The organism is Marinobacter alkaliphilus (assembly GCF_055394375.1).
Map to the genome: position 1 here is coordinate 3,411,106 of NZ_AP043751.1, position 22,584 is coordinate 3,433,689.

Below are 22,584 nucleotides of genomic sequence, written 5' to 3' on the forward strand. Positions count from 1 at the left end.
GCTACCCCTGCTAAGACAAGGCTTGGCCCTGTTCCGCCACCATCATCGGTCATTGCTTGCGCTCTACCTGACCTTCACCGGTTTATCCATCGCGGTATTTACACCGCTGATTACTGCCGCGGTGTCTCTGCTCAGGCCACTCACCGGTGACGCGGCCATCACAACCGGTGGCCTGCTGGACTTTCTGGCATCGCCGGGCGGCGTGCTCTGGCTGCTGGTAACCCTGTTACTTGCAGCGGTACTGATCGTCCTCCAACTGGCCGGGGTTACTTTGATCGCCGCCCAGACTGGCAATCACACCTCGAGGGCAGCCATCCGTGCCTTGGTGGGGATTGGTCGGCGCTTGCCGCAACTGGCTCTACTGGCCATCATTCAAACCCTGGCGCATTTGTTGATTGCCTTGCCATTTCTGGCGGCCATGGGCTTCGCCGCACATCTGTTGCTCAACAACTTCGACCCTTACCTGCTAAACCTTGAGCGCCCACCGATTCTCTGGTGGTTCCTTGGCTTCTGTCTGGTCATGCTGGGTGCCATTGTGGTGGCCAACGGCACCCTGTTTCTCCGCTGGATTCTTTCCATCCCGGCCCTGATGCTGGACCAACAAACACCGATGGCGGCCCTTCAACAGAGTGCCCGCGACACCCGCGGCGCTCATCGCGAAACGGTCGGTCTCCTGTCGCTTGGTATTGTCGCGGTGCTGGCCATGCCGGCCGTGGTAACGCTGGTGTTTGATTTGCTGGCGGCCAGTGTGTTCAGGGTTGTGCCAGCGAAAGCCAGTATCCTCTTGCCCGTGGTTATCCTGTTGGTGGGGAGCTACCTTCTCGTCAGTCTTGCCCTTACCTTCCTGGCCAGCTCGGCACTGGGCACCCTCATCGTCGCCCGCTACAAAGCAATACCCGGGCGCAAGCTGCAATGGCAGCAGCCGTCTCCGGACCGACAGGATGCAAAAACCGGGCGCCGGCTTTGGCTGCTCGAGGTCGTGATCATCGCGCTGGTACTGACCCAAAGCGTTCAAGTGGTCAACTCGCTGAACCAGCAAGACAAAGCGACCATAACGGCCCACCGTGGCAGCGCCTTCAAAGCTCCGGAAAATACTCTCAGCGCCATACACCAAGCTGTAGAGGACGGTGCCGACTACGTTGAAATTGATGTCCAACTGACCGCAGACGGCGTACCAGTGCTCTGGCACGACCAGGATATGGCGAGGATATTCGGAAAGCCGGAACGGATTGGCGATGTCCGGTATGACGACATCCATCATCTGGATGCCGGCTCATGGTTTGGTGATCACTTTGCCCATGAGCGTATCGCAACGCTGGAGCAAGCGGTCAAGGCCACCCGTGGCCAGGCCCGACTGTTTGTTGACCTGAAACCGAACCGCAACGAGCGGGCACTGGTAACCGCCGTTGTCCAGACCCTGCAAGAAAATAATGCCGTGGAAGGCACTATCATTGCAGCAGCTGACTGGCCCAGCCTGGAACTGGCAAAGCAAATGGAACCGGGCCTGAAAACCGCGTTGCTGGCACAGTTCGTGGTAGGCCCCTTGTGGCAGGATCGTTACGACATTCTGGCGCTGCGCCTGAACCGGGCCACCCCGGCAGCGGTCGCCAGGGCGCACAAGGCGGGCAATGAGCTGCATGTGTGGACTGTCAATCAACCGTCCGACATGGCACGCTTTCTGGATATGGGCGTTGATAATATCATTACCGACCGCCCGGATGTGCTGGCTGAGCTGATGGCAGAGCGCGCGGCGCTCAGCGATGGTGAGCGCCTGGCAATGCAGATCCGCAACTGGCTGAGGTAGACCGCAGCAGGCCCAAAGGCGGTTTACTGCTCCACAAACGCCCGTTCAATAACGTAGTGGCCCATGTCGCCGCCGCGAGCCTCACGGAAGCCCATGTTATTGAGAATGCTGCAGGTGTCCTTGAGCATGCTCGGGCTGCCGCAAATCATGAAGCGATCCTGCTCCACATCAAAATCGGGCAAACCGAGATCACGGGTGATCTTGCCAGTCTCCATGGCATCGGTCAGGCGACCCTGGTTGCGGAAGGGCTCACGGGTGACCGTCGGGTAGTACAGCAATTTGCCGTGCACCATCTCACCGAAAAACTCGTTTTCCGGCAGGTCCTGGATATCCTGCTGGTAAGCCAGCTCAGACACATACCGTACCCCGTGGGTCAGGATGACCTTGTCGCAGGCTTCATACACCTCAGGGTCTTTGATAATACTCATGAACGGCGCAAGCCCGGTGCCGGTGCTGATCAGCCAGAGGTTGCGTCCCGGCAACAGGTTATCCAACACCAGGGTGCCGGTGGGCTTACGACTGACCAGAATTTCATCCCCCACCTGAATCTTCTGCAGTCGTGACGTCAGTGGGCCGTCCGGAACCTTGATCGAGAAAAACTCAAGCTCTTCCTCATAGTTGGCGCTGGCGATACTGTAGGCCCGCATCAGCGGCTTGCCGTCTGTTTCCAGACCAATCATGACAAAGTGCCCGTTCTTGAAACGGAACCCCGGGTCCCGGCTGGTCTTGAAACTGAACAGAGTATCGTTCCAGTGGTGAACGCTGGTGACCGTTTCTTTCATCAGATTACTCATGGCAGCCTCGTTGTTGCGACTTCAAACAGGTTATATGGGAATTCAATGAGTAAAGTTTAACCCGACAGGTTAAATCGACAAAACAGGCAATACCCATATGTGTGTTCGATTTTATGGATATAGATCGGTAACAAACTGACCAGGGTCATGGTCTTCAGCTTACTCCTGAACTAGCCTGAAAGAAATTGGCCCCAGAACAAACAACCACCAGGGAGAACACCATGCTCGATCACCTGATTCTGACCGTGGACTACACCAGGGAATGGGAGCAGGCTATGGAACAGCTGCCAGCTTTGCTCAAACTCCTGGGCACCCGGAAGATTACGCTCACCTATGTCCTGCAGACCCATAAACGACTGCATCCGGACGACACCGAAGGCTCGGCTACCGAGCGGTTACGGAGGATCGGGGAACACCTCAAAAGCAGCCTCGGCATAGAAACCGCCATCCACGTTTCCAAGGGTTTTGTTGCCCAGGAAGTCCAGGCGCTGGCCAAGAAACTCAACGCCGACGGTGTGGTAGCGTGCAACCGCAGCCATCGGGCAGCCAAGGAACTGTTCTTCGGAAACACCGCCCTTAACCTCGCCCGAATGACCAAAGTTCCGCTATTGATCATTCCGGTCCAGGACGAGCCACCGGCGGCCGAAGAGGAGATTTTGCTGGCCACCGATGGATCAAAGGCGTCGTTCAATGCCCAGGCAGTCTTTGAAAAGCTCATGGCCAACCATCGCACCGGGCGCGTGGTATGGGCACATTCTGAAGAGCCGGAACAATCTGATGAAGCCACGGAACAGAGGATCAATGTACTGGCAGAGCGGCACCCCAACGTACATCGGAATATCCTGACCGGCCGGCCGGTGGACCAGATTCTGCAAACCATCAATGACACCCGCCCGCTGTTGACCATTATGGGCAAACGGGGCTCAACCCCCATTCAGGAGATCATGATCGGCAGCACCACGGAGCATGTGGCGGCCGGCAGCCCCTACCCGGTACTGATGATCCCCTGAACCGGCCATCACGGTTGTGTTGGCGGCAGTGACCGGCTAACGTATCGATCAGACAGGACATTTTCTCCCATCTATCCGGCCTGATCGATTATGAAGTACAGCTTCCGCCAACTCGAGGTCTTCCTCGCCGCCGCCCATTTCCAGAACATCACCCGGGCGGCGGAGTCCCTTGCCATGTCGCAATCCGCGGCCAGCAGTGCGCTCAAGGAGCTGGAATCCCAGTTTGATATCCAGCTTTTTGACCGGGTGGGCAAACGGCTGCAACTGAACGAGCTGGGCCGGCTGTATCGGCCGAAAGCCGAAGCCCTGCTGGCTCAGGCAAGGGAACTGGAACAGGCCTTCAGCAAACACTCCGAGGTCGGCGCCTTGAAAGTGGGTGCCACACTCACTATCGGCAATTACCTGGCAGTAGGCGTGATGGCCGAGTACATGAGCTCGCCAAACCACCCGAAAGTCTCTCTGGAAGTTGCCAACACCAGCACCATTGCAAGACGGGTTCGGGACTTTGAACTCGACATCGGATTGATCGAGGGCGAGCTGCAGGCTTCGGAGCTGGAGGTCATTCCCTGGCGGGAAGACCGGCTGGTGGCGTTCTGTTCCCCTGGCCACCCACTGGCGGCAAAAACCAAGTTAACCGATGACGATCTGCGATCCGCCACCTGGATTCTGAGGGAACAGGGCTCCGGCACCCGCCAGAGCTTCGAACGGGGCATGCACGGGCTGCTGCCAGACCTGAACGTGCTGTTGGAACTGGAACACACCGAAGCCATCAAGCGGGCAGTAGAAGCCAACCTGGGCATCGGTTGCCTGTCAGAGGTGGTCCTGGCCGACGCCTTCAAACGCGGCAGCCTGGTGCCCCTGGCCATCCCCCACCGCCAGTTCGACCGGCACTTCTATTTCATACTGCACAAGCAGAAATACCGAAGTGCGGGGATTGATCGATGGATGACTCTATGCAGAGAGCTTTAAAAACTTTTTAGCCACGGACACTCACGGAAGAACACGGACAACAATGTTGTTTACTCTTTTGTCCGTGAGCGTCTGTGAGTGTCCGTGGCAAAGAGTCAGTAAGCGAGAGGCCCACTGTGAAACCGGAACTCCGAATCCGGCTCTTCAATCAGCTTTTGTTCAATGGCCATAAACTCCGCCACCCGATCTTGCACCGGGCCACCGTTGGCCTGCTGCGCCAGTACCAGATAATCCTGGTAATGCCGTGCTTCGGATTTCAACAAACTGTTGTAAAACTCGGCCAGCTTGTCATCCAGGTGCGGTGCCAGGGCGGCGAAGCGCTCGCAGGAGCGGGCTTCGATGATGGCGCCGACGATAAGCACATCCACCAGCCGGCCGGGGTCTTCCGTGCGTACGGCTTCACGCAGGCCGGCGGCGTAGCGGGCCGGTGACAGATGGGTGTAGGCCACGCCCCGCTTCTTCATAATCGCCAACACCTGCTCAAAATGCCGCAACTCCTCCCGGGCCAGGCGGGACATCTTGTTGAGCAGATCGGTGTTGTCCACATAGCGGTACATCAGGCTCAGCGCCGTGGAGGCCGCTTTCTTCTCACAGTGGGCGTGGTCAATCAGCATCACATCCTGGTTGGCCAGCGCATTCTCAATCCACTGTTCCGGCGTGCGGCAGGGCAAAAATTCGTGTATCTCTTTCAGGGCGTCATTCATGGCTTCAGCAGCAGTCTGATTCATCAAGCGCGGCAGTATAGCGCAGCTAGCAGATCTCTCCGACCACTGTCCAACTTAACTTTATAAGGGGTTTCCTATAGAATGCAGCGCCAGATCAAGGAGTCTCTGAATAAATCCTGAAACCCCATCAGTGATTTGAGGCGTTATTCAGAGGCTCCTGCGGCCTTTTCGCCAAAAAACTCCCGCCGGGCACCACGCCCACAGCGCGGAACATTCCAACTGATGAGGGTCCATATCGTGTTAGAAGCCTATCGTGAACACGTTGCCGAACGTGAAGCCCTGGGTATCCCCCCCAAGCCCCTGAACGCCGAGCAGACCGCTGCCCTGGTTGACCTGCTGAAGAACCCGCCGGCCGGTGAAGAAGAAACCCTGGTTTACCTGCTGGAAAACCGCATTCCGCCGGGCGTAGACGAAGCTGCCTACGTTAAGGCCGCATTCCTGTCTGCCATCGCCAAGGGCGAGGCCACTTCCCCGCTGGTCAGCAAAGAATACGCTGTGAAGCTGCTGGGCATGATGCAGGGCGGTTACAACATCGAGACCCTGGTTGAGCTGCTGGACAACAGCGAGCTGGCCGAACTGGCCGGTGAGCAGCTGAAGAAAACCCTGCTGATGTTCGACGCCTTCAACGATGTGAAGGAAAAGATGGACGCCGGCAACGCCGTCGCCAAGTCTGTGGTTGAGTCCTGGGCCAACGCCGAGTGGTTCACCAACAAGAAGAAGGTTCCCGAGAGCACCAAGATGGTGGTGTTCAAGGTGACCGGCGAAACCAACACCGACGACCTGTCTCCGGCCCCGGATGCCTGGTCCCGCCCGGACATCCCGCTGCACGCCCGCGCTGCCTATAAAATGGAACGTGATGGCCTGAAGCCGGAAGAGCCCGGCGTAACCGGCCCGATGAGCCAGATCGACGAAATCAAGGCCAAGGGCCTGCCCGTTGCCTTCGTTGGTGACGTAGTTGGTACCGGTTCTTCCCGTAAGTCTGCCACTAACTCTGTTCTGTGGTTCTTCGGTGAAGACATCCCGGGCGTGCCGAACAAGCGTGCCGGCGGTGTCTGTATCGGTAACAAGGTTGCCCCGATCTTCTTCAACACCATGGAAGATGCCGGCGCCCTGGTATTCGAGGCCCCGGTCGACAACATGAACATGGGCGACGTGATCGAAATCCGCCCGTACGAAGGCAAGATCCTGAACGAAGCCGGTGAAACTATCTCCGAGTTCAAGTTCAAGTCTGATGTGATCCTGGACGAAGTTCAGGCCGGCGGCCGTATTCCGCTGATCATCGGTCGTGGTCTGACCAACAAGGCCCGCCAGGCTCTGGGCATGGGCGCTACTGACATCTTCCGTCTGCCGAAAGATCCGGAAGCTGGCGACAAGGGCTTCACCCTGGCCCAGAAGATGGTTGGCAAGGCCTGTGGTCTGCCGGAAGGCAAAGGCGTTCGCCCGAACACCTACTGTGAGCCGCACATGACCACCGTAGGCTCCCAGGACACCACTGGCCCGATGACCCGTGACGAGCTGAAAGACCTGGCGTGTCTGGGCTTCCAGGCAGACCTGGTAATGCAGTCCTTCTGTCACACCGCGGCTTATCCGAAGCCGGTTGACGTTGAAATGCAGCACACCCTGCCGGACTTCATCCGCACCCGTGGCGGTGTTTCCCTGCGTCCGGGCGACGGCATCATCCATTCCTGGCTGAACCGCATGCTGCTGCCGGACACCGTAGGTACCGGTGGTGACTCCCACACCCGTTTCCCGATGGGCATCTCCTTCCCGGCCGGTTCCGGCCTGGTGGCATTTGCCGCTGCAACCGGCGTTATGCCGCTGGATATGCCCGAATCGGTTCTGGTTCGCTTCAAAGGCGAAATGCAGCCTGGCATCACCCTGCGTGACCTGGTACACGCCATCCCGCTGTACGGCATCAAGCAGGGCATGCTGACTGTTGAGAAGAAAGGCAAGATCAACGAATTCTCCGGCCGTATCCTGGAGATCGAAGGTCTGGAGCACCTGACTGTCGAGCAGGCGTTCGAACTGTCTGACGCCTCTGCCGAGCGTTCCGCTGCCGGTTGTACCATCAACCTGTCGGAAGACTCCGTGGCTGAGTACCTGCGCTCCAACATCGTTATGCTGCGCTGGATGATTGCTGAGGGTTACGGCGATCCGCGTACCCTGGAGCGTCGCGCCCAGCAGATGGAAGAGTGGCTGAAAGATCCGAAGTTGATGCGTGCTGATAAAGACGCAGAATACGCCCACGTGATCGAAATCGATCTGGCTGACATCAAAGAGCCGATCGTGTGCTGCCCGAACGACCCGGACGATGCCAAGTTCCTGTCCGAAGTGGCTGGTGACAAGGTAGACGAAGTGTTCATCGGTTCCTGCATGACCAACATTGGTCACTTCCGTGCCGCTGGTAAGCTGCTGGAGCAACACAAGGGCGCCCTGAGCACCCGTCTGTGGATGTCTCCGCCCACCAAGATGGATCAGCAGCAGCTGATGGAAGAAGGCTACTTCAACACCTACGGCACCGCCGGTGTTCGCACCGAGATGCCGGGCTGCTCCCTGTGCATGGGTAACCAGGCACGTGTAGCACCGAAGTCAACGGTTCTGTCTACCTCTACCCGTAACTTCCCGAACCGTCTGGGTGATGGTGCCAACGTGTACCTGACCTCTGCGGAACTGGCGGCTGTGGGCGCAGTACTGGGCAAACTCCCAACTCCGGCGGAGTACATGGAGTACGCCAAGGACCTGAACAGCATGTCCAAAGAGATCTACAAGTATCTCAACTTCGACCAGATGGAAGAGTACACCCAGAAAGCGTCTGAGGCTTCCGTAGCCTGAGACCTTCTGAGGTAGCTTACCTCTGATCTGAAAACGCCAGCCTTCGGGCTGGCGTTTTTTTATGTCTCTAGTTTGGAATTGGCTGCCTCTGGGGTTCAGGTTTCGGAGTGAGCTGGCCCCGAGGTGGGGGAGTCTTTTCTTCCGGGAAAAACAACTCGCTTCGCTCAGACATCTTTTTCCCTGCAGAAAAGACTCCCCCACCCCGCCGCCAGCGCTGAACCATGTGCAGTTTTCAGGTACAAAAAAGGGCTCCCCGCAGGGAGCCCTTATCAGATCACTGAATAGTATCAGTGACTGCTGTTATCGCTCGATATGCTGGTACTCTCCAGCATCGCTGGTAGCCAAGGTGACTACTACGATAGCGATGAACGCAGCGATGAAGCCTGGGATGATTTCATAGACGCCCGGGCCACCCATGAAGCTGCCGTTCCAGCCCAGAGCAATCCACGCCATTACCGTGACAGCACCTACGATCAGGCCAGCCAGTGCGCCAGCGCCGTTGGTACGTGACCAGGTCAGGCCGAGAATGATCAGCGGGCCAAAGGCGGCACCAAAGCCTGCCCAGGCGTTACTGACCAACGCCAGAACCTGAGAGTTGGGATCAGAAGCAATGAGCGCTGCAACCAGACCCACCGCAACAACACAGGCACGGCCGATGTTCACACACTCCTTGTCGGAAGCCTCTTTACGCAGGAACAGGCGGTAGAAATCCTCGGTCAGGGATGAGGAAGCCACCAACAGCTGACTGGAGATGGTACTCATAACCGCTGCCAGCAGAGCCGCATACAGGAAACCGGTGATCAACGGGTGGAACAGGAGGTCCGCCAGGATGATGAAAATGGTTTCCGGGTCAGCCACGTCCATACCGTTCCGGATAGCGTAAGCGCGACCGAAAACGCCCAGGGAGATGGCGCCAATCAGTGAGATGGCCATCCAGGACATGCCGATGTTACGGGCCACAGACACTTCGTGCACGGTACGGATTGCCATGAAACGCACAATGATATGCGGCTGGCCGAAGTAACCCAGCCCCCAGGCCACCGCTGACAGCCAGCCAACCAAGGTTAGCCCCTCGGTCCAGGACAGCAGGGTTGGATCAACACTGTTCAGGGTTTCAGAAGCCTGGCCGAAGCCGCCGCCACCTTCGCCGAACAGCACTACCGCTGGCATGAGCACCAGGGCCAGCATCATGATGCAGCCCTGTACAAAGTCGGTCATGCTCACCGCCAGGAAACCACCAACCACGGTGTACGCCAGAACGACACCGAGAGTGATCACGATACCTACGCCATAGTCGCTCAGACCGCCGAAGTTGAAGATGCCGGAAAACGCACTTTCAAACAGCTTGCCGCCTGCAACCAGACCAGATGCCGTGTAGACCGCAAAGAATACAACGATAACAATCGCCGATACCGTGCGCAGCGGCAATGCTTTGGTTGGAAATCGGTTGGCCAGGAAGGCCGGGATGGTCAGGGCATTACCGTAGTGAACAGTTTGTTCACGCAATCTGGGTGCAACAATCACCCAGTTAATGAACGCGCCCACAAACAGGCCGATACCGATCCAGGCGTCCGCCAGGCCGGTAACAAACAACGCCCCGGGCAAGCCCAGAAGCAGCCAGCCACTCTTGTCGGAAGCACCGGCCGACAAGGCCGCTACTTTTGGGCTGAGCCCACGTCCACCCAACATATAATCTTCAGCTGTCGCCGAGGCTTTCCGCATGGCGTAAACGCCAATGCCGATCATAATCGCAAAATACGCAAATAGACTGATCCAAACGCCAATAGCCATAAGGCTCCTCCGGTTTATTGAGTCGGACTGAATCCGCTCTTAAGGCACAGGTACCACATCACTGTTGGTTGACTGGCCGTTGTTCTTGTTTACCCAAAATCCATCCGAATTGGAGCGAGGCAAGCCCCCGCACAGCCACTCCTTCACTATAGTTATTATTCACACCTTTACGACCAGGATTGCCGAGCAAAAAGCGCGATTCTACAGATGCATTAAGTTAGTATTACTACTGACCTACGGCTTACAAAATCCTACGATTCTTTTGCATAATCCTACGGGACTACCGAATTTATCGCCCAGCTCAGGCAACACTTTCATTAATCTGCAATCTGGAGGGTGTTGTGCCCTTGTATTTGCGCAACGCATTGGTCAAGGCACTCTGGGAGGAGAACCCGGTTCGGTAGCTTATTTCCGACACCGAGAGAGACGATGATGCGAGCAGGTGAGCGGCCTGCTCAAGGCGGGTCTGCAGCAGAAACTGATGAGGGGTTATGCCCGCCACCTCCCGAAAAACCTCATGGAATCGACTGACACTGAGGCACGCCTCACTGGCCATTTCCTCGACAGTAATTTTTCGATGCAGGTTGGCCAGGATATAACGTCGGATCACCTCAGGGCTGATGCTTGCCCGGCTGGAAGACTGGACCTGACGGTGCACAATGCGGTCCGCCATGCAGTAAAGAATACTCGAAGCCAGATGCTGCTGCAGGGTGAGGTTGTCTGGCGCGCGGTCAAATTCACCGGCGGTAAACTGAACCAGCCCCTGTAGCCGGCTGTCCATCTGCAGGGTGCGCGGCTTCTCGAAAAACCGAATCATCCGTTCGTAATCCGCATGGGCCGGCGTATTGATAGCAGGGGTGAGCGGGTCAAGATTGATCACCAGAACGTGGTTCTGATCATCGCCACAGTAATCGTGGCTCGCCTCAGTGGGCACAACACAGGCTTTCCAGGTATCCAGGTGAGCCCCAGTGCCACCAACACTCAACTCAGCCTCTCCCCTCACCCCGATGACAATCTGGTGGTGTTCGTGCCGATGCTGGTGAGCGGCGATGGGAAGCTTGAGAAGTTTTGCGTTGAGCATTAATGCTGCCGGCCGTTAACTGAGAATGTACATCAATTAAAGCAGAACATTACAAAAAGTGCACGAAATCGACACAACTATGGCCGTACTCCGGCTAATCAGGCGGATTCAGTTATTTTAACCAGGGCAGCCAACAACGCCGACACACTGGCCGACACCTGCTCCAGCGGCAGTGCTGCGTTAACCACATGGTAGTTGCCAGGCATCGCCGTAGCCCGCGCCAGGTAGGTATCGCGAATGCGCTGGAAAAAGGCCAGGGTTTCCTGTTCAAATCGGTCGAGCTCACCCCGCTTTTTCGCCCGGGCCATTCCGGTTTCCACGGGTGCATCCAGCAAAATGACGTGGTCTGGCCGTACCTCACCCTGAACCAAGGTTTCCAGCAACGCGATACGCTCGGCGGGCACCCCCCGGCCACCGCCCTGATAGGCAAAGGTGGCATCGGTGAAGCGGTCGCACAGCACCCACTGCCCCTTGTCGAGTGCCGGAACGATCCGGTTATGCAGGTGCTGGGCCCTCGCTGCGAACATCAACAGCAACTCTGTGGTTTCATGAACCGGCTCTTCCCGGGGCGACAACAACAATTCCCGAATGTTTTCCGCCATAGGCGTGCCACCAGGCTCCCGGGTGACGATAACATCGATGCCGAGGTCCTTGAGGGTGTTGGCAGCGTTTTCCAGCTGCGTGGATTTGCCAACGCCTTCGGTGCCCTCGAAGGTAATGAAACGACCTCTGGTATGCATCATTCTTCCCGGCTGTTGTTCAGGGTTCCCGGTGCCGGAAACGAGCGATAGTCTTCACGACGATTCAACTGATACTCCCTGACCGCTTTCTGGTGCTCCGCAAGGGTTCGGGAGAACTTGTGGCTACCATCACCACGGGCAACAAAGTAGAGGGTATCGCCGTCCTCCGGATGCAAAGCGGCGTGCACAGAGTCCCGCCCGGGCAGCGCAATCGGTGTGGGCGGAAGACCGTTGATTCGGTAAGTGTTATAGGGGGTGTAGGTCTGAAGATCACTGCGGCGAATACGGCCCTGATACTGATCCCCCATGCCGTAGATTACCGTGGGATCCGTCTGCAGCCGCATACCTTTATGCAGGCGCCGCACAAATACGCCCGCCACTTCCCCGCGTTCCCAGGGCACACCAGTTTCCCGCTCAACGATAGAAGCCATGATCAAGGCTTCATACGGGGTATCGTAGGGCAACCCTTCAGCCCGGTTCTGCCATTCTTCCTCAAGCACACTCACCATACGATTGTGGGCATGCTTGAGAATATCCAGATCAGACTCACTGGAGCTGAACATGTAGGTATCCGGAAAAAACCAGCCTTCAGGATGCTGACCTTCCGCGCCAACCGCCGCCATGATCTGCTCATCAGTCCAGTCACTGGTAACCTTTTGGAGCCGTTCAGAACGCGCCAGCGCAGCACGCATGTCGCGGAACGTCCAGCCTTCGATAAACTGGACTGACCAAAGCTTTACCTTACCTTCGACCATGGCGTCTACCATGGCAACCGGTGTCATGCCGGGCAAGAATTCATAGTCACCCGCCTTGATCCTGGTCTGGTCCGGATAGAGGCGGCCATAGAGCCTGAGCCAGAGCGCATCCGACACATAGCCTTCATTCTCCAGCTGCCGTGCCACCCGGCTGAACCCTGTGCCTGCCGGCACGTTAAACAGCACCGGCTCGTCCAGTGCGACGGGTTGCTTCAGGGTTTGCAAACCCTGCCAGGCCCACAAGCCACCGCCGGCAGCAGCGAGCACGAATACAGCAACAACAACGATCAGTAACTTCTTGAACACGCGAATCAATCCAGTCTTGCCGGTGAACCAACGATTGTCGCAAGTCGCTGGTCAACAGGCAAATCGTGCCCGGCCAGATTGCGAACCGGCACCACCCCGACAACACTGTTGCTGAGCCAAAGCCCCTGACAGCTGCCGCCCAACAGTGTATCAAGCGTCAGTGGCATCTCCCGGAATTCGTGGCCGGCAATTCTCAGCCGGTCAAGCACGTAACGACGCATCACACCCGCAACCGCCAGGGTTGAAGCGGGCGGTGTCAGCCATACGTCTTCAAACAGCATGAACAGATTGGTCCGGGTGCCTTCCACCACATGGCCATCACGATTGCTCATCAGCACCTCAAAGACATCCCCTTGAAGCTCCCTGGCCGCCATCACCTGCTCAAGTCGGTTCAACGACTTGATCCCGGCCAGAAGCGGGTTCACTGTCAGCGGAACACGGGAGAAGTCGGCCACCACACCTTCCGGCCCGGGAACACTGGGGAAAGCGGAATGGGACACAATGAGAGACGGCTTCATGCGGGGCTCCGGGCGGTAGCCCCGCCCGCCCGAACCACGGGTGAGGGTCAGTTTGAGCACCCAGTTTAAGGACGGGTACAGGCCGGAATATCGTTCCAGGGCGCGAGCGCAGGCTGCCTCAAGTTCCGGGCGCGCCACCGGGATGGCAAGCCGGCCGGCATCACGGACCATCCGGTCAAGATGATAACCCAACAGGCTGGCCTTACCGCCCATGATGGCAATGGTCTCGAACAGACCATCGCCGTAGGCAAGGCCCCGGTCTCCCGGTGGAACACCACCGTCTTCAGCCCAATACAGATCAAACACGGTAGGGTCAGTCTTCGTAACGACTTACAATCAGCGTGCCGTTGGTGCCGCCAAAACCGAACGAATTCGACAGAGCAATCCGGACGTCCGCCTCTCGGCTCTTGTGCGGCACCAAGTCCAGATCACAGCCCTCGTCTGGCTCGTCCAGATTGATGGTCGGCGGCAAAACCCCGTCGCGCACGGCCAGTATCGAGAAAATCGCTTCGACAGCGCCAGCGGCCCCCAGCAAATGGCCGGTCATGGACTTGGTGCTGCTCATAGCAAGCTTGTGTGCGTGCGCACCAAACACCGCCTTGACCGCAGCCACTTCCGCTACATCCCCGACCTGGGTGGAGGTGCCGTGGGCATTGATGTAGTCAACCTGCTCAGGTTGCAGACCCGCGTCACGGATAGCGTTGACCATCGACCGGCCGGCACCCTCGCCACTGGCGGGCGGCGCCGTGATGTGATGAGCATCATCGCTCATGCCAAAACCGATCACCTCGCCATAGATGGTGGCTCCGCGAGCCCGAGCATGCTCCAGCTCTTCCAGCACGACCACCCCGGCACCGTCACTCAATACGAAACCATCACGGCCTTTATCCCAGGGACGGCTGGCTTTTTCCGGCTCATCGTTACGGGTCGATAAAGCACGGGCCGACGAAAAGGCCGCCACGCCAGAGCGGGTTGTCGCCATTTCCGAGCCACCAGCCAGCATGACATCCGCATCGCCATAGGCGATGGTTCGGGCAGCGTAGCCAATATTATGGGTACCTGTGGTGCAGGCGGTGACAATGGCAATATTCGGCCCCTTGTACCCAAAGCGAATGGCAGCATTGCCAGAGATCATGTTGATAACCGAGGCGGGCACAAAAAACGGAGACACCTTACGGGGGCCGGATTTCTCCATCTGGATCACGTTCTTCTCGATGTACTCCAGGCCACCGATGCCGGATCCGATGGCAATACCAACCCGTTCCTTGTCGAGATTGCCAAACTGCTCCAGGCCACTGTCGTCCACCGCCTGCTGGGCAGCAATGAGTCCGTAGTGGATAAAGGCATCCAGTTTGCGCGCTTCCTTGCTGGACAGATAGGGTTCAATATCAAGATCCTTTATTGCCCCTCCAATCCGGGTGCCGTAGTCAGTTGCATCAAACCGATCAATCAGCCCGATACCGCTGCGCCCTGCCCGGATGGCCGCCCATGACGACTGTACATCATTCCCCACCGGAGAAAGCATTCCCATGCCCGTGACAACAACCCGTCGTTTACTCATAACCCTGTTCACCCGATTATTCCGTGTAACATCCAAACACTGAGACTTTCGTTCCACCAATAAAAAAGCCGTCCTTCATCAACCCCAAAGGACGGCTTTAGCCTGGCTATCTGATCAGCAGAGTATCAGGTGTGCGCGACGATGTAGTCGATCGCGTCCTGAACCGTGCCCAGCTTTTCGGCCTCTTCATCAGGAATTTCAGTCTCGAATTCCTCTTCCAGGGCCATAACCAGCTCAACAGTGTCCAGTGAGTCAGCGCCAAGATCCTCTACAAAAGAAGATGTGTTCTGAACCTCGGACTCTTTCACGCCCAGCTGTTCACAAACAATCTTCTTAACGCGCTCTTCAACTGTACTCATAATGTCCTCACTTTATGTGTCAACCAAGCAACTCTATGGTTGCCAGTTTAGTTTAAACCCTACCTGCAAACAAGCAGGGGTTCTGTCAAACATGTTGTGCGACAAGGGGTTGCACATCAGCCCGCAACGGGCTTAACCCATGTACATGCCGCCATTCACATGAATGGTTTCTCCGGTAACGTAAGCAGCGCCTTCCGATGCCAGAAACGCCACCACCGAGGCAACCTCCTCCGGTGACCCGAGGCGACCAGCCGGTATGATTTCCAGCATAGCCTCACGCTGCTTATCGTCCAGTTTTTTGGTCATATCCGTGTCAATAAAACCGGGTGCCACGCAATTGGCGGTAATGCCACGGTTAGACATCTCTTTCGCCAGGCTACGAGTGAAACCCTCCACCCCGGCCTTGGCTGCACAATAATTACCCTGCCCGGGGTTGCCCATACCGGCGACCACCGAACTGATGTTGATAATCCGGCCCCAACGGGCCTTGGCCATGCCGCGAAGCACCGCCTTACTGGTGCGATACACACTGGAAAGGTTGGTTTCCAGCACGGCAGCCCAGTCATCGTCTTTCAGACGCATCAGCAGGTTATCACGGGTGATACCGGCATTGTTGACCAGGATCGCAGGCGCACCGGATTGTTCAGTCAGCTGCTTCAGGCCCGCTTCAATACTTTCCGGTTCGGCCACGTTCATCACGATGCCATAACCCTGGTAGCCGGCTTCTTTCAGTCCGCTGGTGATGGCTTCTGCGCCGGCTTCGCTGGTCGCGGTGCCAATGACTTCTGCACCCTGGCGGGCCAGCTCGTGGGCAATGGCTTTCCCAATACCACGGCTTGCGCCGGTAACCAGCGCAACCTTGCCTTCCAAAGACATAAACAACTCCGTTTATCAGGACTGGCCGAATGCCGCCAGGGCGCCGGCCAGAGAATCGGGATCTTCAATACCGTGCACCGGCAAACCGCGCTCAATCCGCTTGATCAACCCGGCAAGCACTTTACCAGCACCGCATTCAACCGCAACCGTCACTCCTTCATCACTGAGCGTGCGGATCGAGTCCGTCCACAACACAGGAGAGTATAGCTGCTTCAGCAGATTGCTCTTGAGCGTGTCTGCGTCTTTGACAACAGTAGCATTCACATTCTGGACCACCGGGATGACAGCATCGTTAAACCGGACATCTTCCAAGGCTTCGGCCAACTGTTCGGCAGCACCTTTCATCAGGGCACAATGGGACGGCACACTCACCGGCAGCGGCATCGCCTTCCGCGCCCCGCGGCCCTTACAGGCTTCAATAGCCCGCTCAACGGCAGCGGCGGAGCCGGCAATAACCACCTGCCCCGGGGCGTTAAAGTTCACCGCAGCCACCACATCGCCCTGGGCCGCCTCTTCACAGGCCGCAACAACGTCTGCGTCTTCGAGCCCCAGAATGGCAGCCATGCGGCCTTCACCGGCAGGGACAGCATCCTGCATAAGTTCGCCACGAAGCTGAACCAGTTTGACTGCTTCAATGAAGTCCAGACTTTCCGCGGCCACCAGCGCGCTGTACTCGCCCAGACTATGACCTGCGACGAAATCAGGACGTGACCCATCCGAGACACACCACTGGCGCCACAGGGCAACACTGGCGGTTAACAGGGCCGGCTGGGTAACCATGGTCTGATTCAGCTCTTCAGCAGGACCGTGCTGGCACAGGTGCCAGAGATCGTAGCCAAGAACGTTAGACGCCTCATCGAAGGTTTCGCTGATCATTGGCCACGCCTCGGCAGCATCCTTAAGCATGCCGACCGATTGGGAGCCTTGTCCGGGGAAAATAAACGCTGATTTCATAAGCGGAATCTTATCGTCATTGATGGGTTACTGGAGATTAGCCAATAGTACAATTCAGGCCAATTATCCGCGATTAACCCTGAAAATGCGGGTCTACTTTAGTCGGGACCCGACCGGGACAGGCATCATAACATCAGATCATCGAGTCTTTCGTTGATCCTTCGTGGCACTTCGAGCTCCACTTCCCGAACGGCCTGGCGAATAGCAGCCAGCATGGCGCGCTCGTTGGCATTGCCATGGCTTTTAATGACCACACCCTGGAGCCCAAGCAGGCTCGCACCGTTATGACGGGACGGGTCCATCAACTGAAGGAGGCGGCCAATAATCGGTTTTGCCAACCAGCCCACAAAGCGACCATAAAGCGAGCGGGTAAATGCCTGCTCAAGAAGCTCGATCAGCAACCCGGCGACACCTTCGCCGGTTTTCAATGCAATGTTGCCGACAAAACCGTCACAGACTACTACATCGGCGACATCCCGAAACAGGTCACTGCCCTCGACATAACCAATGTAGTTGATGGTGTCGCATTGGGCTAACATATGGGAGGCAAGGCGAACCTGCTCGTTGCCCTTGATCTCTTCCTCGCCAACATTAAGCAAAGCAACACGAGGCTCAGGCTGGGCACAAATGGCCGAGGCCATGAGCGACCCCATCAGCGCATACTGATACAGGTTCTCCGCCGTGGAATCGACATTCGCACCGAGATCCAGAACGTGGCAACGGCCACGGAGGGAAGGAATAAGTTTGGCGATGGCCGGCCGTTCAATACCGGGATACATGCGGATAATCGACCGGCCGAACGCCATCAGGGCGCCGGTATTGCCAGCACTGACACACCCCTGGGCCTCGCCGTCCCGGACAAGCCCGAGCGCAATAGCCATGGAGGAGTTTTTCTTATGACGAATGGCGTGGGAAGGGCGCTCGTTCATGCGTACCACATCCGCCGCCTCAACGATGCGAATCCGTTCGTGCCCATCAATCAACAAGGCCACGAGCTCGCTCCGGATTCCCACCAGAACAAGACTCAAGGCCTCATTTTCACGCACTGCTTCCAGCGAAGCATGAACCACCACCTCGGCGCCACGATCACCGCTCATGGCGTCGATAGCAATGGTGACCGGTTTACTCACCGCTCGTCCATGCGTCACGGGTCAGAAGGGTATCCCGACGATCTTACTCGTCGCGAGCCTCAACAACCTGCTTTCCGCGGTAAAAACCGTCCGGAGAGACGTGGTGACGACGATGAACTTCGCCGGTGGTTGCGTCTGTGGACAGAGCGGCGGCGCTCAGTGCGTCGTGCGAACGGCGCATGCCACGCTTGGAACGGGTCTTGCGATTTTGCTGTACAGCCATGGTTATGCTCCTGACCTATTTACGAAAACGTTAATGCTTTGTCGTCTTGAGACCCGCCAGCACACTGAACGGGTTGTCTTCTCTTTTCTTTACCTCTGGCTCACTGGCAGCCTTTGATGGCTCCAGTGCCTCCAGGTCTTCCTTTGCCGGGCATTCGTCCCTCTCATGAAGAGGAAAGGGTGGTAATACCAGCAATAGCTCGTCTTCCACCATGGCCCACAAGTCTGCGCTGAAGTCCTCGAACAGAAAGGGTTCCAGTGCTTTCGGCAATCGTTGGGCCTGCTCATCGTTGATGACCAACCCGAGATCAAAACGGGATTCCAGTGTCGTATGCATATCAGTCATGCAACGCTGGCACTCCAGTGTGACCGGCGCAGACAGCTCGCCCGACACAACCCTTCGGCGCTCACTATCCTGATAAAAGGACAGCTTAACATGGCATTCACTGCCATCCTGCAAGCCAGGAACTGCTTCTCGAAAACGAGCGAGACCCTTGAGTGGAACTACCCCCTCAAGTGTTCTGTTCTGCTCAGCCAACCGGATAGGGTCAACGGATTTCGGCAGTTCGGCGATCGGCGCTTTATACATAGGCGCGCAATTTTAGGGGCGCGACCCGCCTCTGTCAAAGACTTAATCCACTTTCTGCCGGGGGTTCCGCTCCGTGTAGGGGTATTTTACGATATGGACCGGCAAACCTGACCAGATCCATCCACCCACCACCTCTACAAGGCAACCATGACCTCATCCGGCCTTTTGCTAGCGTCATCATCCCCTTACCGCAAACGCCTGCTCGAACAGCTGGGCCTGCCCTTTGAGACAGCCAGCCCAAATATCGACGAATCGCCGCTACAAGGCGAACTACCGGATGCTCTGGCGGTTCGACTGGCCACCCAGAAAGCCCAGGCGCTTGCACCGGAGCACCCAGGAAAACTCATCATCGGCTCGGACCAGGTCGCCGCCCTGCCGAACGGTACACTGTTAAGCAAACCAGGCAGCTATGAGCAGGCGCTTGAACAACTCAGCCAGAGCAGCGGGAAAAGCGTGCACTTCCTCACCGGCCTGGCGGTGCTCGACACCCGGACAGGCGCTCTCGAACACTGCTGCGAAACCTTTATTGCACATTTCCGCGACCTTACCAGCGAGGAAATCAGCAATTACCTGCGCAGAGAGCAACCCTATGACTGCGCCGGCAGCTTCAAGATGGAGGGATTGGGCATAACCCTGTTCAAGGGATTGGAAGGGCGAGACCCCAACAGCCTGATTGGATTGCCACTGATTGCCCTGAACGAGATTCTGATCCGGCTCGGTAACAACCCGCTGCTACACCCCGAACCATCATCCGGGGTGTAGCAGACGATTAACGCAATTCGAGGCGCGATTCCAACATACGGGTAGCGACACCCTCGCCGACCGAGACGCCCAACTGGTCCACAAGCTCACGAAAGGGCGAGCGACGGCGACTGTAGTCCACCAAGTTCTCCTCACCCACCAACTGACGGGCCACCCAGGAGGTACTGCCCAACCCGTCCACCAGCCCCAGTTCAACAGCCTGCTCGCCACTCCACACCAGACCACTGAACAACCGCTCGTCGTCTGCCAGGCGATCACCCCTGCCCTCCTTTACGGCACTAATGAACTGCTGGTGAGTGTTTTCCAGCACGCTCTGCCAGAACGCAACATCCTCATCGCGCTCTGGCGAGAACGGGTCAAGGAAAGCTTTGCTCTCGCCGGCGGTATAGAGGCGGCGATCCACACCGATTTTGTCCAGCATTTCACTGAACCCGAATCCGCCGGCAATTACGCCGATCGATCCCACCAGACTGGCACGGTTGGCGTAGATTTCATCAGCCGCCGCCGCGATGTAATAGGCTCCCGAGGCTCCGATGTCCGAAATGACGGCATATACCTTTTTATCCGGATACTCTTCCCGCAGGCGCTTGATTTCATCGTAGACGTAGCCTGCCTGCACCGGGCTGCCGCCGGGACTATTGATCCTTAACACCACCGCCTTTGAGCGCTCAGCCTCAAAGGCATTGCGCAGCGATGTCACCAGGTTATCGGCGCTCGCCAGCTCATCTGCGGCGATAGTGCCCCTGACCTCCACCAACGCGGTGTGGTGACCGGCAACGGAATCAACACTGTCACCAAGAGGCGAACGTATAAAGAACAGCAGCGCGAACAGGTAACCAAAAGTCAAAATCTTGAAAAAGATCCCCCAGCGACGGCTTCGGCGCTGCTCGGCCTGCAGTGACATCACCAGCTTCTCGATCAGTCGCCAGTCGCGCCCCGATTCCGGCGGCAACGCCGGCTCTTTACTGCCAAACAAACCTCGCTTTCGCGCCGGCGCACTCTGCTCAGGCTCTGCAGGCTTGTCACCCCAGCCCGGCTCCTTATCCGATTCCCAGTCACTCATCCGCTATTCCTTAACCACAAACGATCATAGCCCCAGCGTACGCCGAAGCTCGTCAACAGAACTCACTACTGCGTGGGGATCATACTGTTCCAGCACGTCACGCTTATGCACGCCCCACTCAACCCCGATCGCCGGCATACCAATACGGCGAGCCATATCCAGGTCGTAGCGGGTGTCACCGATCATCACCGCCTGCTCCGGCCGGTAACCGTAGAAATCCAGAATTTCTTCAAGCATCAGCGGGTCAGGCTTGGATTTGGTTTCGTCAGCACACCGGGTAATGTCGAAATGGGTGCCCAGCCCGCTGGAGGTGAGTGCCACTTCCAGCCCCCGTCGGCTCTTGCCGGTGGCCACCGAACAGCTCCGGCCAGAGCCACGCAAGTCCGCCAGCATGTCCGCCATACCCTCGAATACGTTCTGGGGCGTGGTCACTTTCTGGAAAAAGTAACCTGCATAACCCTCCCGAATCCGCATCATTTCCTCGCGGCTCAACCCCGGGTAAAGACGTTCCAGAGCCTCGATCATGCCCAGCCCAATAATATCCCGATAGGCCTCGCGCTCCAGCTCCGGATACCCCAGCTCAGTCGCAGCCTGGTGCAAGCTGTCGGCGATATGGTCCACGGAATCAATGAGCGTTCCGTCCCAGTCAAAAATAACAACCTTTACATCCATCAATAACTACCCTTGCTACGCTGCTCAAGCTCTTTGAGCACCTTGGCGAATGGCTCATCATACGGCGCTTCGAGACTCATTGCCTCATCAGATCCCGGCAATGTGAACTCAAGGGCCCTGGCATGAAGCATCAGCCGCTGCCCACCGATGGCCCGAAATGCCTTGAGACTGGCGTCGTCCATATATTTGTCATCGCCGGCTATCGGGTGACCAGCCGAGGCACTGTGAACGCGAATCTGGTGCGTGCGACCGGTTACCGGCGACGCCTGCACCAGACTGTACCCCTGGTACTGCTGCAAACAGCGAAACAGCGTCAGCGATTCCTTGCCTTCGGGACTTACTTTCACCCGCCGCTCGCCATTCGGCATCTCATAGCGCAGGAGTGGCTCATCAACCCGACCAATGGCCGCTGGCCAGGTGCCCGCCACCAGGGCGTGATAATGCTTACGAATGCGCTTGTGCCGCAGTTCATCCTGAAGAAAACGCAACGCCGAGCGTTTTTTAGCCACCATCACCAAACCGGACGTATCCCGGTCCAGCCGATGCACCAACTCCAGGAACTTTGCCTGCGGCCGGGCCGACCTGAGCACTTCGATCAAACCAAAACTCAGACCACTGCCACCATGAACGGCAATACCCGAGGGCTTGTTCACCACCAGCATATCGTCATTTTCAAAGACCACGGCCGCTTCCATAACCGATTGCACCCGATCACCGGGCGTAGGCGACTCCGGCTTGCTCTTCTGGACAATCGGCGGAATGCGCACCACGTCGCCAGCCTGAAGGCGGGAATCCGGCCTTACTCGACCTTTGTTAACCCGCACCTCACCCTTGCGAACGATTCGATACACAATGCTTTTGGGCACACCCCGCAGGCGGGCGAGGAGAAAGTTGTCTACGCGCTGGCCGGCCATATCCTCGTCCACCGTCACCCACTGGACACCCTTCTGCACCTGGCCTGCCAGCAACTCTCCGCGACGCCCATCAGAGGACACCGGCCCTGCCCGGCCCGATCCCCCATGGGACGGATTGCCGCGTTTCGGCGGCTGACGACGGGCTGCTGGCTTGCGC

22 protein-coding genes are annotated in these 22,584 nt (G+C 57.5%); 5 read left to right on the forward strand and 17 right to left on the reverse strand.

Annotation, left to right across the window (positions count from 1 at the left end; translation table 11 throughout):
• Positions 1 to 22 precede the first annotated feature (22 nt).
• Complete coding sequence (locus ACZ5Q2_RS15565) at positions 23 to 1,804, forward strand: glycerophosphodiester phosphodiesterase family protein (protein WP_061330956.1); 1,782 nt, start codon at positions 23 to 25, stop codon at positions 1,802 to 1,804.
• A 23-nt stretch (positions 1,805 to 1,827) separates the two neighbouring features.
• Here ACZ5Q2_RS15565 and ACZ5Q2_RS15570 read toward each other — a convergent pair whose 3' ends face one another.
• Positions 1,828 to 2,598: a ferredoxin--NADP reductase gene (locus ACZ5Q2_RS15570; RefSeq protein WP_432209919.1), complete on the reverse strand. Its 771-nt coding sequence runs from the start codon at positions 2,596 to 2,598 to the stop codon at positions 1,828 to 1,830.
• 221 nt (positions 2,599 to 2,819) lie between these two features.
• Between ACZ5Q2_RS15570 and ACZ5Q2_RS15575 the strand changes: the two genes are divergently transcribed.
• Both ACZ5Q2_RS15575 and ACZ5Q2_RS15580 read left to right on the forward strand, forming a co-directional pair.
• Positions 2,820 to 3,608, forward strand: a complete 789-nt coding sequence (locus ACZ5Q2_RS15575) for a universal stress protein (RefSeq protein ID WP_374787068.1) — start codon at positions 2,820 to 2,822, stop codon at positions 3,606 to 3,608.
• 90 nt (positions 3,609 to 3,698) lie between these two features.
• Entirely contained in the window at positions 3,699 to 4,577 is an 879-nt protein-coding gene (locus ACZ5Q2_RS15580; RefSeq protein WP_374787069.1) for a LysR family transcriptional regulator, read from the forward strand.
• Between the two features lie 95 nt (positions 4,578 to 4,672).
• Here ACZ5Q2_RS15580 and ACZ5Q2_RS15585 read toward each other — a convergent pair whose 3' ends face one another.
• Complete coding sequence (locus ACZ5Q2_RS15585) at positions 4,673 to 5,281, reverse strand: MiaE family protein (RefSeq protein WP_230712750.1); 609 nt, start codon at positions 5,279 to 5,281, stop codon at positions 4,673 to 4,675.
• A 258-nt stretch (positions 5,282 to 5,539) separates the two neighbouring features.
• On the opposite strand from ACZ5Q2_RS15585, the gene ACZ5Q2_RS15590 reads away from it, so the two are divergent.
• Positions 5,540 to 8,134, forward strand: a complete 2,595-nt coding sequence (locus ACZ5Q2_RS15590; RefSeq protein ID WP_432210707.1) for a bifunctional aconitate hydratase 2/2-methylisocitrate dehydratase — start codon at positions 5,540 to 5,542, stop codon at positions 8,132 to 8,134.
• Between the two features lie 300 nt (positions 8,135 to 8,434).
• Here ACZ5Q2_RS15590 and putP read toward each other — a convergent pair whose 3' ends face one another.
• The 12 genes from putP to ACZ5Q2_RS15650 all read right to left on the reverse strand — a co-directional run bounded on the left by putP (position 8,435) and on the right by ACZ5Q2_RS15650 (position 19,016).
• Positions 8,435 to 9,925, reverse strand: coding sequence for a sodium/proline symporter PutP (gene putP, locus ACZ5Q2_RS15595; protein ID WP_432209918.1), 1,491 nt, complete (start codon positions 9,923 to 9,925; stop codon positions 8,435 to 8,437).
• Between the two features lie 301 nt (positions 9,926 to 10,226).
• Entirely contained in the window at positions 10,227 to 11,006 is a 780-nt protein-coding gene (locus ACZ5Q2_RS15600; RefSeq protein WP_374815559.1) for a helix-turn-helix transcriptional regulator, read from the reverse strand.
• A gap of 98 nt (positions 11,007 to 11,104) precedes the next feature.
• Positions 11,105 to 11,746, reverse strand: a complete 642-nt coding sequence (gene tmk / locus ACZ5Q2_RS15605) for a dTMP kinase (protein ID WP_374815561.1) — start codon at positions 11,744 to 11,746, stop codon at positions 11,105 to 11,107.
• Complete coding sequence (gene mltG / locus ACZ5Q2_RS15610; protein WP_374815563.1) at positions 11,746 to 12,807, reverse strand: endolytic transglycosylase MltG; 1,062 nt, start codon at positions 12,805 to 12,807, stop codon at positions 11,746 to 11,748. Before mltG ends, tmk begins: the two co-directional genes overlap by 1 nt.
• Positions 12,808 to 12,812: 5 nt before the next feature.
• Positions 12,813 to 13,631: an aminodeoxychorismate lyase gene (pabC, locus tag ACZ5Q2_RS15615; RefSeq protein WP_061331909.1), complete on the reverse strand. Its 819-nt coding sequence runs from the start codon at positions 13,629 to 13,631 to the stop codon at positions 12,813 to 12,815.
• A gap of 7 nt (positions 13,632 to 13,638) precedes the next feature.
• Complete coding sequence (gene fabF, locus ACZ5Q2_RS15620; RefSeq protein WP_342632285.1) at positions 13,639 to 14,886, reverse strand: beta-ketoacyl-ACP synthase II; 1,248 nt, start codon at positions 14,884 to 14,886, stop codon at positions 13,639 to 13,641.
• Between the two features lie 125 nt (positions 14,887 to 15,011).
• The gene (acpP, locus tag ACZ5Q2_RS15625; protein ID WP_008938713.1) at positions 15,012 to 15,245 is read right to left on the reverse strand and encodes an acyl carrier protein; all 234 of its coding nucleotides are present in this window, start codon (positions 15,243 to 15,245) and stop codon (positions 15,012 to 15,014) included.
• Between the two features lie 132 nt (positions 15,246 to 15,377).
• Positions 15,378 to 16,121 carry a 3-oxoacyl-ACP reductase FabG gene (gene fabG, locus ACZ5Q2_RS15630; protein WP_061331907.1) on the reverse strand — a complete coding sequence of 248 codons (744 nt, stop codon included), beginning with the start codon at positions 16,119 to 16,121 and terminating at the stop codon, positions 15,378 to 15,380.
• Positions 16,122 to 16,136: 15 nt separating this feature from the next.
• Positions 16,137 to 17,075, reverse strand: a complete 939-nt coding sequence (fabD, locus tag ACZ5Q2_RS15635; RefSeq protein ID WP_061331906.1) for an ACP S-malonyltransferase — start codon at positions 17,073 to 17,075, stop codon at positions 16,137 to 16,139.
• Positions 17,076 to 17,200: 125 nt separating this feature from the next.
• A complete protein-coding gene (gene plsX, locus ACZ5Q2_RS15640; RefSeq protein WP_432210706.1) occupies positions 17,201 to 18,172 on the reverse strand; it encodes a phosphate acyltransferase PlsX in 972 nt (323 codons plus the stop codon).
• Positions 18,173 to 18,248: 76 nt separating this feature from the next.
• Complete coding sequence (rpmF, locus tag ACZ5Q2_RS15645; RefSeq protein WP_011785345.1) at positions 18,249 to 18,428, reverse strand: 50S ribosomal protein L32; 180 nt, start codon at positions 18,426 to 18,428, stop codon at positions 18,249 to 18,251.
• A 30-nt stretch (positions 18,429 to 18,458) separates the two neighbouring features.
• Positions 18,459 to 19,016 (reverse strand): YceD family protein, encoded by a 558-nt coding sequence (locus ACZ5Q2_RS15650; protein WP_061331905.1) that lies wholly within the window; start codon positions 19,014 to 19,016, stop codon positions 18,459 to 18,461.
• A gap of 147 nt (positions 19,017 to 19,163) precedes the next feature.
• Between ACZ5Q2_RS15650 and ACZ5Q2_RS15655 the strand changes: the two genes are divergently transcribed.
• Positions 19,164 to 19,778 (forward strand): Maf family protein, encoded by a 615-nt coding sequence (locus ACZ5Q2_RS15655; RefSeq protein WP_061331904.1) that lies wholly within the window; start codon positions 19,164 to 19,166, stop codon positions 19,776 to 19,778.
• A 7-nt stretch (positions 19,779 to 19,785) separates the two neighbouring features.
• Here the strand turns inward: ACZ5Q2_RS15655 and ACZ5Q2_RS15660 are convergent, their stop codons facing one another.
• The 3 genes from ACZ5Q2_RS15660 to rluC are packed head-to-tail and all read right to left on the reverse strand — an operon-like array spanning position 19,786 to position 22,427.
• Complete coding sequence (locus ACZ5Q2_RS15660) at positions 19,786 to 20,841, reverse strand: S49 family peptidase (RefSeq protein ID WP_061331903.1); 1,056 nt, start codon at positions 20,839 to 20,841, stop codon at positions 19,786 to 19,788.
• Positions 20,842 to 20,865: 24 nt separating this feature from the next.
• Positions 20,866 to 21,513 carry an HAD family hydrolase gene (locus ACZ5Q2_RS15665; RefSeq protein ID WP_061331902.1) on the reverse strand — a complete coding sequence of 216 codons (648 nt, stop codon included), beginning with the start codon at positions 21,511 to 21,513 and terminating at the stop codon, positions 20,866 to 20,868.
• Positions 21,513 to 22,427 (reverse strand): 23S rRNA pseudouridine(955/2504/2580) synthase RluC, encoded by a 915-nt coding sequence (gene rluC, locus ACZ5Q2_RS15670; RefSeq protein ID WP_267313157.1) that lies wholly within the window; start codon positions 22,425 to 22,427, stop codon positions 21,513 to 21,515. Before rluC ends, ACZ5Q2_RS15665 begins: the two co-directional genes overlap by 1 nt.
• Positions 22,428 to 22,584: the final 157 nt, after the last annotated feature.

Coding starts and splice junctions, on each gene's coding strand:
- ACZ5Q2_RS15570 (WP_432209919.1), bottom strand. CDS start 2,598: ATGAGTAATCTGATGAAAGAAACGGTCACCAGCGTTCACCACTGGAAC.
- ACZ5Q2_RS15575 (WP_374787068.1), top strand. CDS start 2,820: ATGCTCGATCACCTGATTCTGACCGTGGACTACACCAGGGAATGGGAG.
- ACZ5Q2_RS15580 (WP_374787069.1), top strand. CDS start 3,699: ATGAAGTACAGCTTCCGCCAACTCGAGGTCTTCCTCGCCGCCGCCCAT.
- ACZ5Q2_RS15585 (WP_230712750.1), bottom strand. CDS start 5,281: ATGAATGACGCCCTGAAAGAGATACACGAATTTTTGCCCTGCCGCACG.
- putP (WP_432209918.1), bottom strand. CDS start 9,925: ATGGCTATTGGCGTTTGGATCAGTCTATTTGCGTATTTTGCGATTATG.
- ACZ5Q2_RS15600 (WP_374815559.1), bottom strand. CDS start 11,006: ATGCTCAACGCAAAACTTCTCAAGCTTCCCATCGCCGCTCACCAGCAT.
- tmk (WP_374815561.1), bottom strand. CDS start 11,746: ATGCATACCAGAGGTCGTTTCATTACCTTCGAGGGCACCGAAGGCGTT.
- fabF (WP_342632285.1), bottom strand. CDS start 14,886: ATGAGTAAACGACGGGTTGTTGTCACGGGCATGGGAATGCTTTCTCCG.
- acpP (WP_008938713.1), bottom strand. CDS start 15,245: ATGAGTACAGTTGAAGAGCGCGTTAAGAAGATTGTTTGTGAACAGCTG.
- fabG (WP_061331907.1), bottom strand. CDS start 16,121: ATGTCTTTGGAAGGCAAGGTTGCGCTGGTTACCGGCGCAAGCCGTGGT.
- fabD (WP_061331906.1), bottom strand. CDS start 17,075: ATGAAATCAGCGTTTATTTTCCCCGGACAAGGCTCCCAATCGGTCGGC.
- plsX (WP_432210706.1), bottom strand. CDS start 18,172: ATGAGCGGTGATCGTGGCGCCGAGGTGGTGGTTCATGCTTCGCTGGAA.
- rpmF (WP_011785345.1), bottom strand. CDS start 18,428: ATGGCTGTACAGCAAAATCGCAAGACCCGTTCCAAGCGTGGCATGCGC.
- ACZ5Q2_RS15650 (WP_061331905.1), bottom strand. CDS start 19,016: ATGTATAAAGCGCCGATCGCCGAACTGCCGAAATCCGTTGACCCTATC.
- ACZ5Q2_RS15655 (WP_061331904.1), top strand. CDS start 19,164: ATGACCTCATCCGGCCTTTTGCTAGCGTCATCATCCCCTTACCGCAAA.
- ACZ5Q2_RS15660 (WP_061331903.1), bottom strand. CDS start 20,841: ATGAGTGACTGGGAATCGGATAAGGAGCCGGGCTGGGGTGACAAGCCT.
- ACZ5Q2_RS15665 (WP_061331902.1), bottom strand. CDS start 21,513: ATGGATGTAAAGGTTGTTATTTTTGACTGGGACGGAACGCTCATTGAT.
- rluC (WP_267313157.1), bottom strand. CDS start 22,427: ATGGCCGGCCAGCGCGTAGACAACTTTCTCCTCGCCCGCCTGCGGGGT.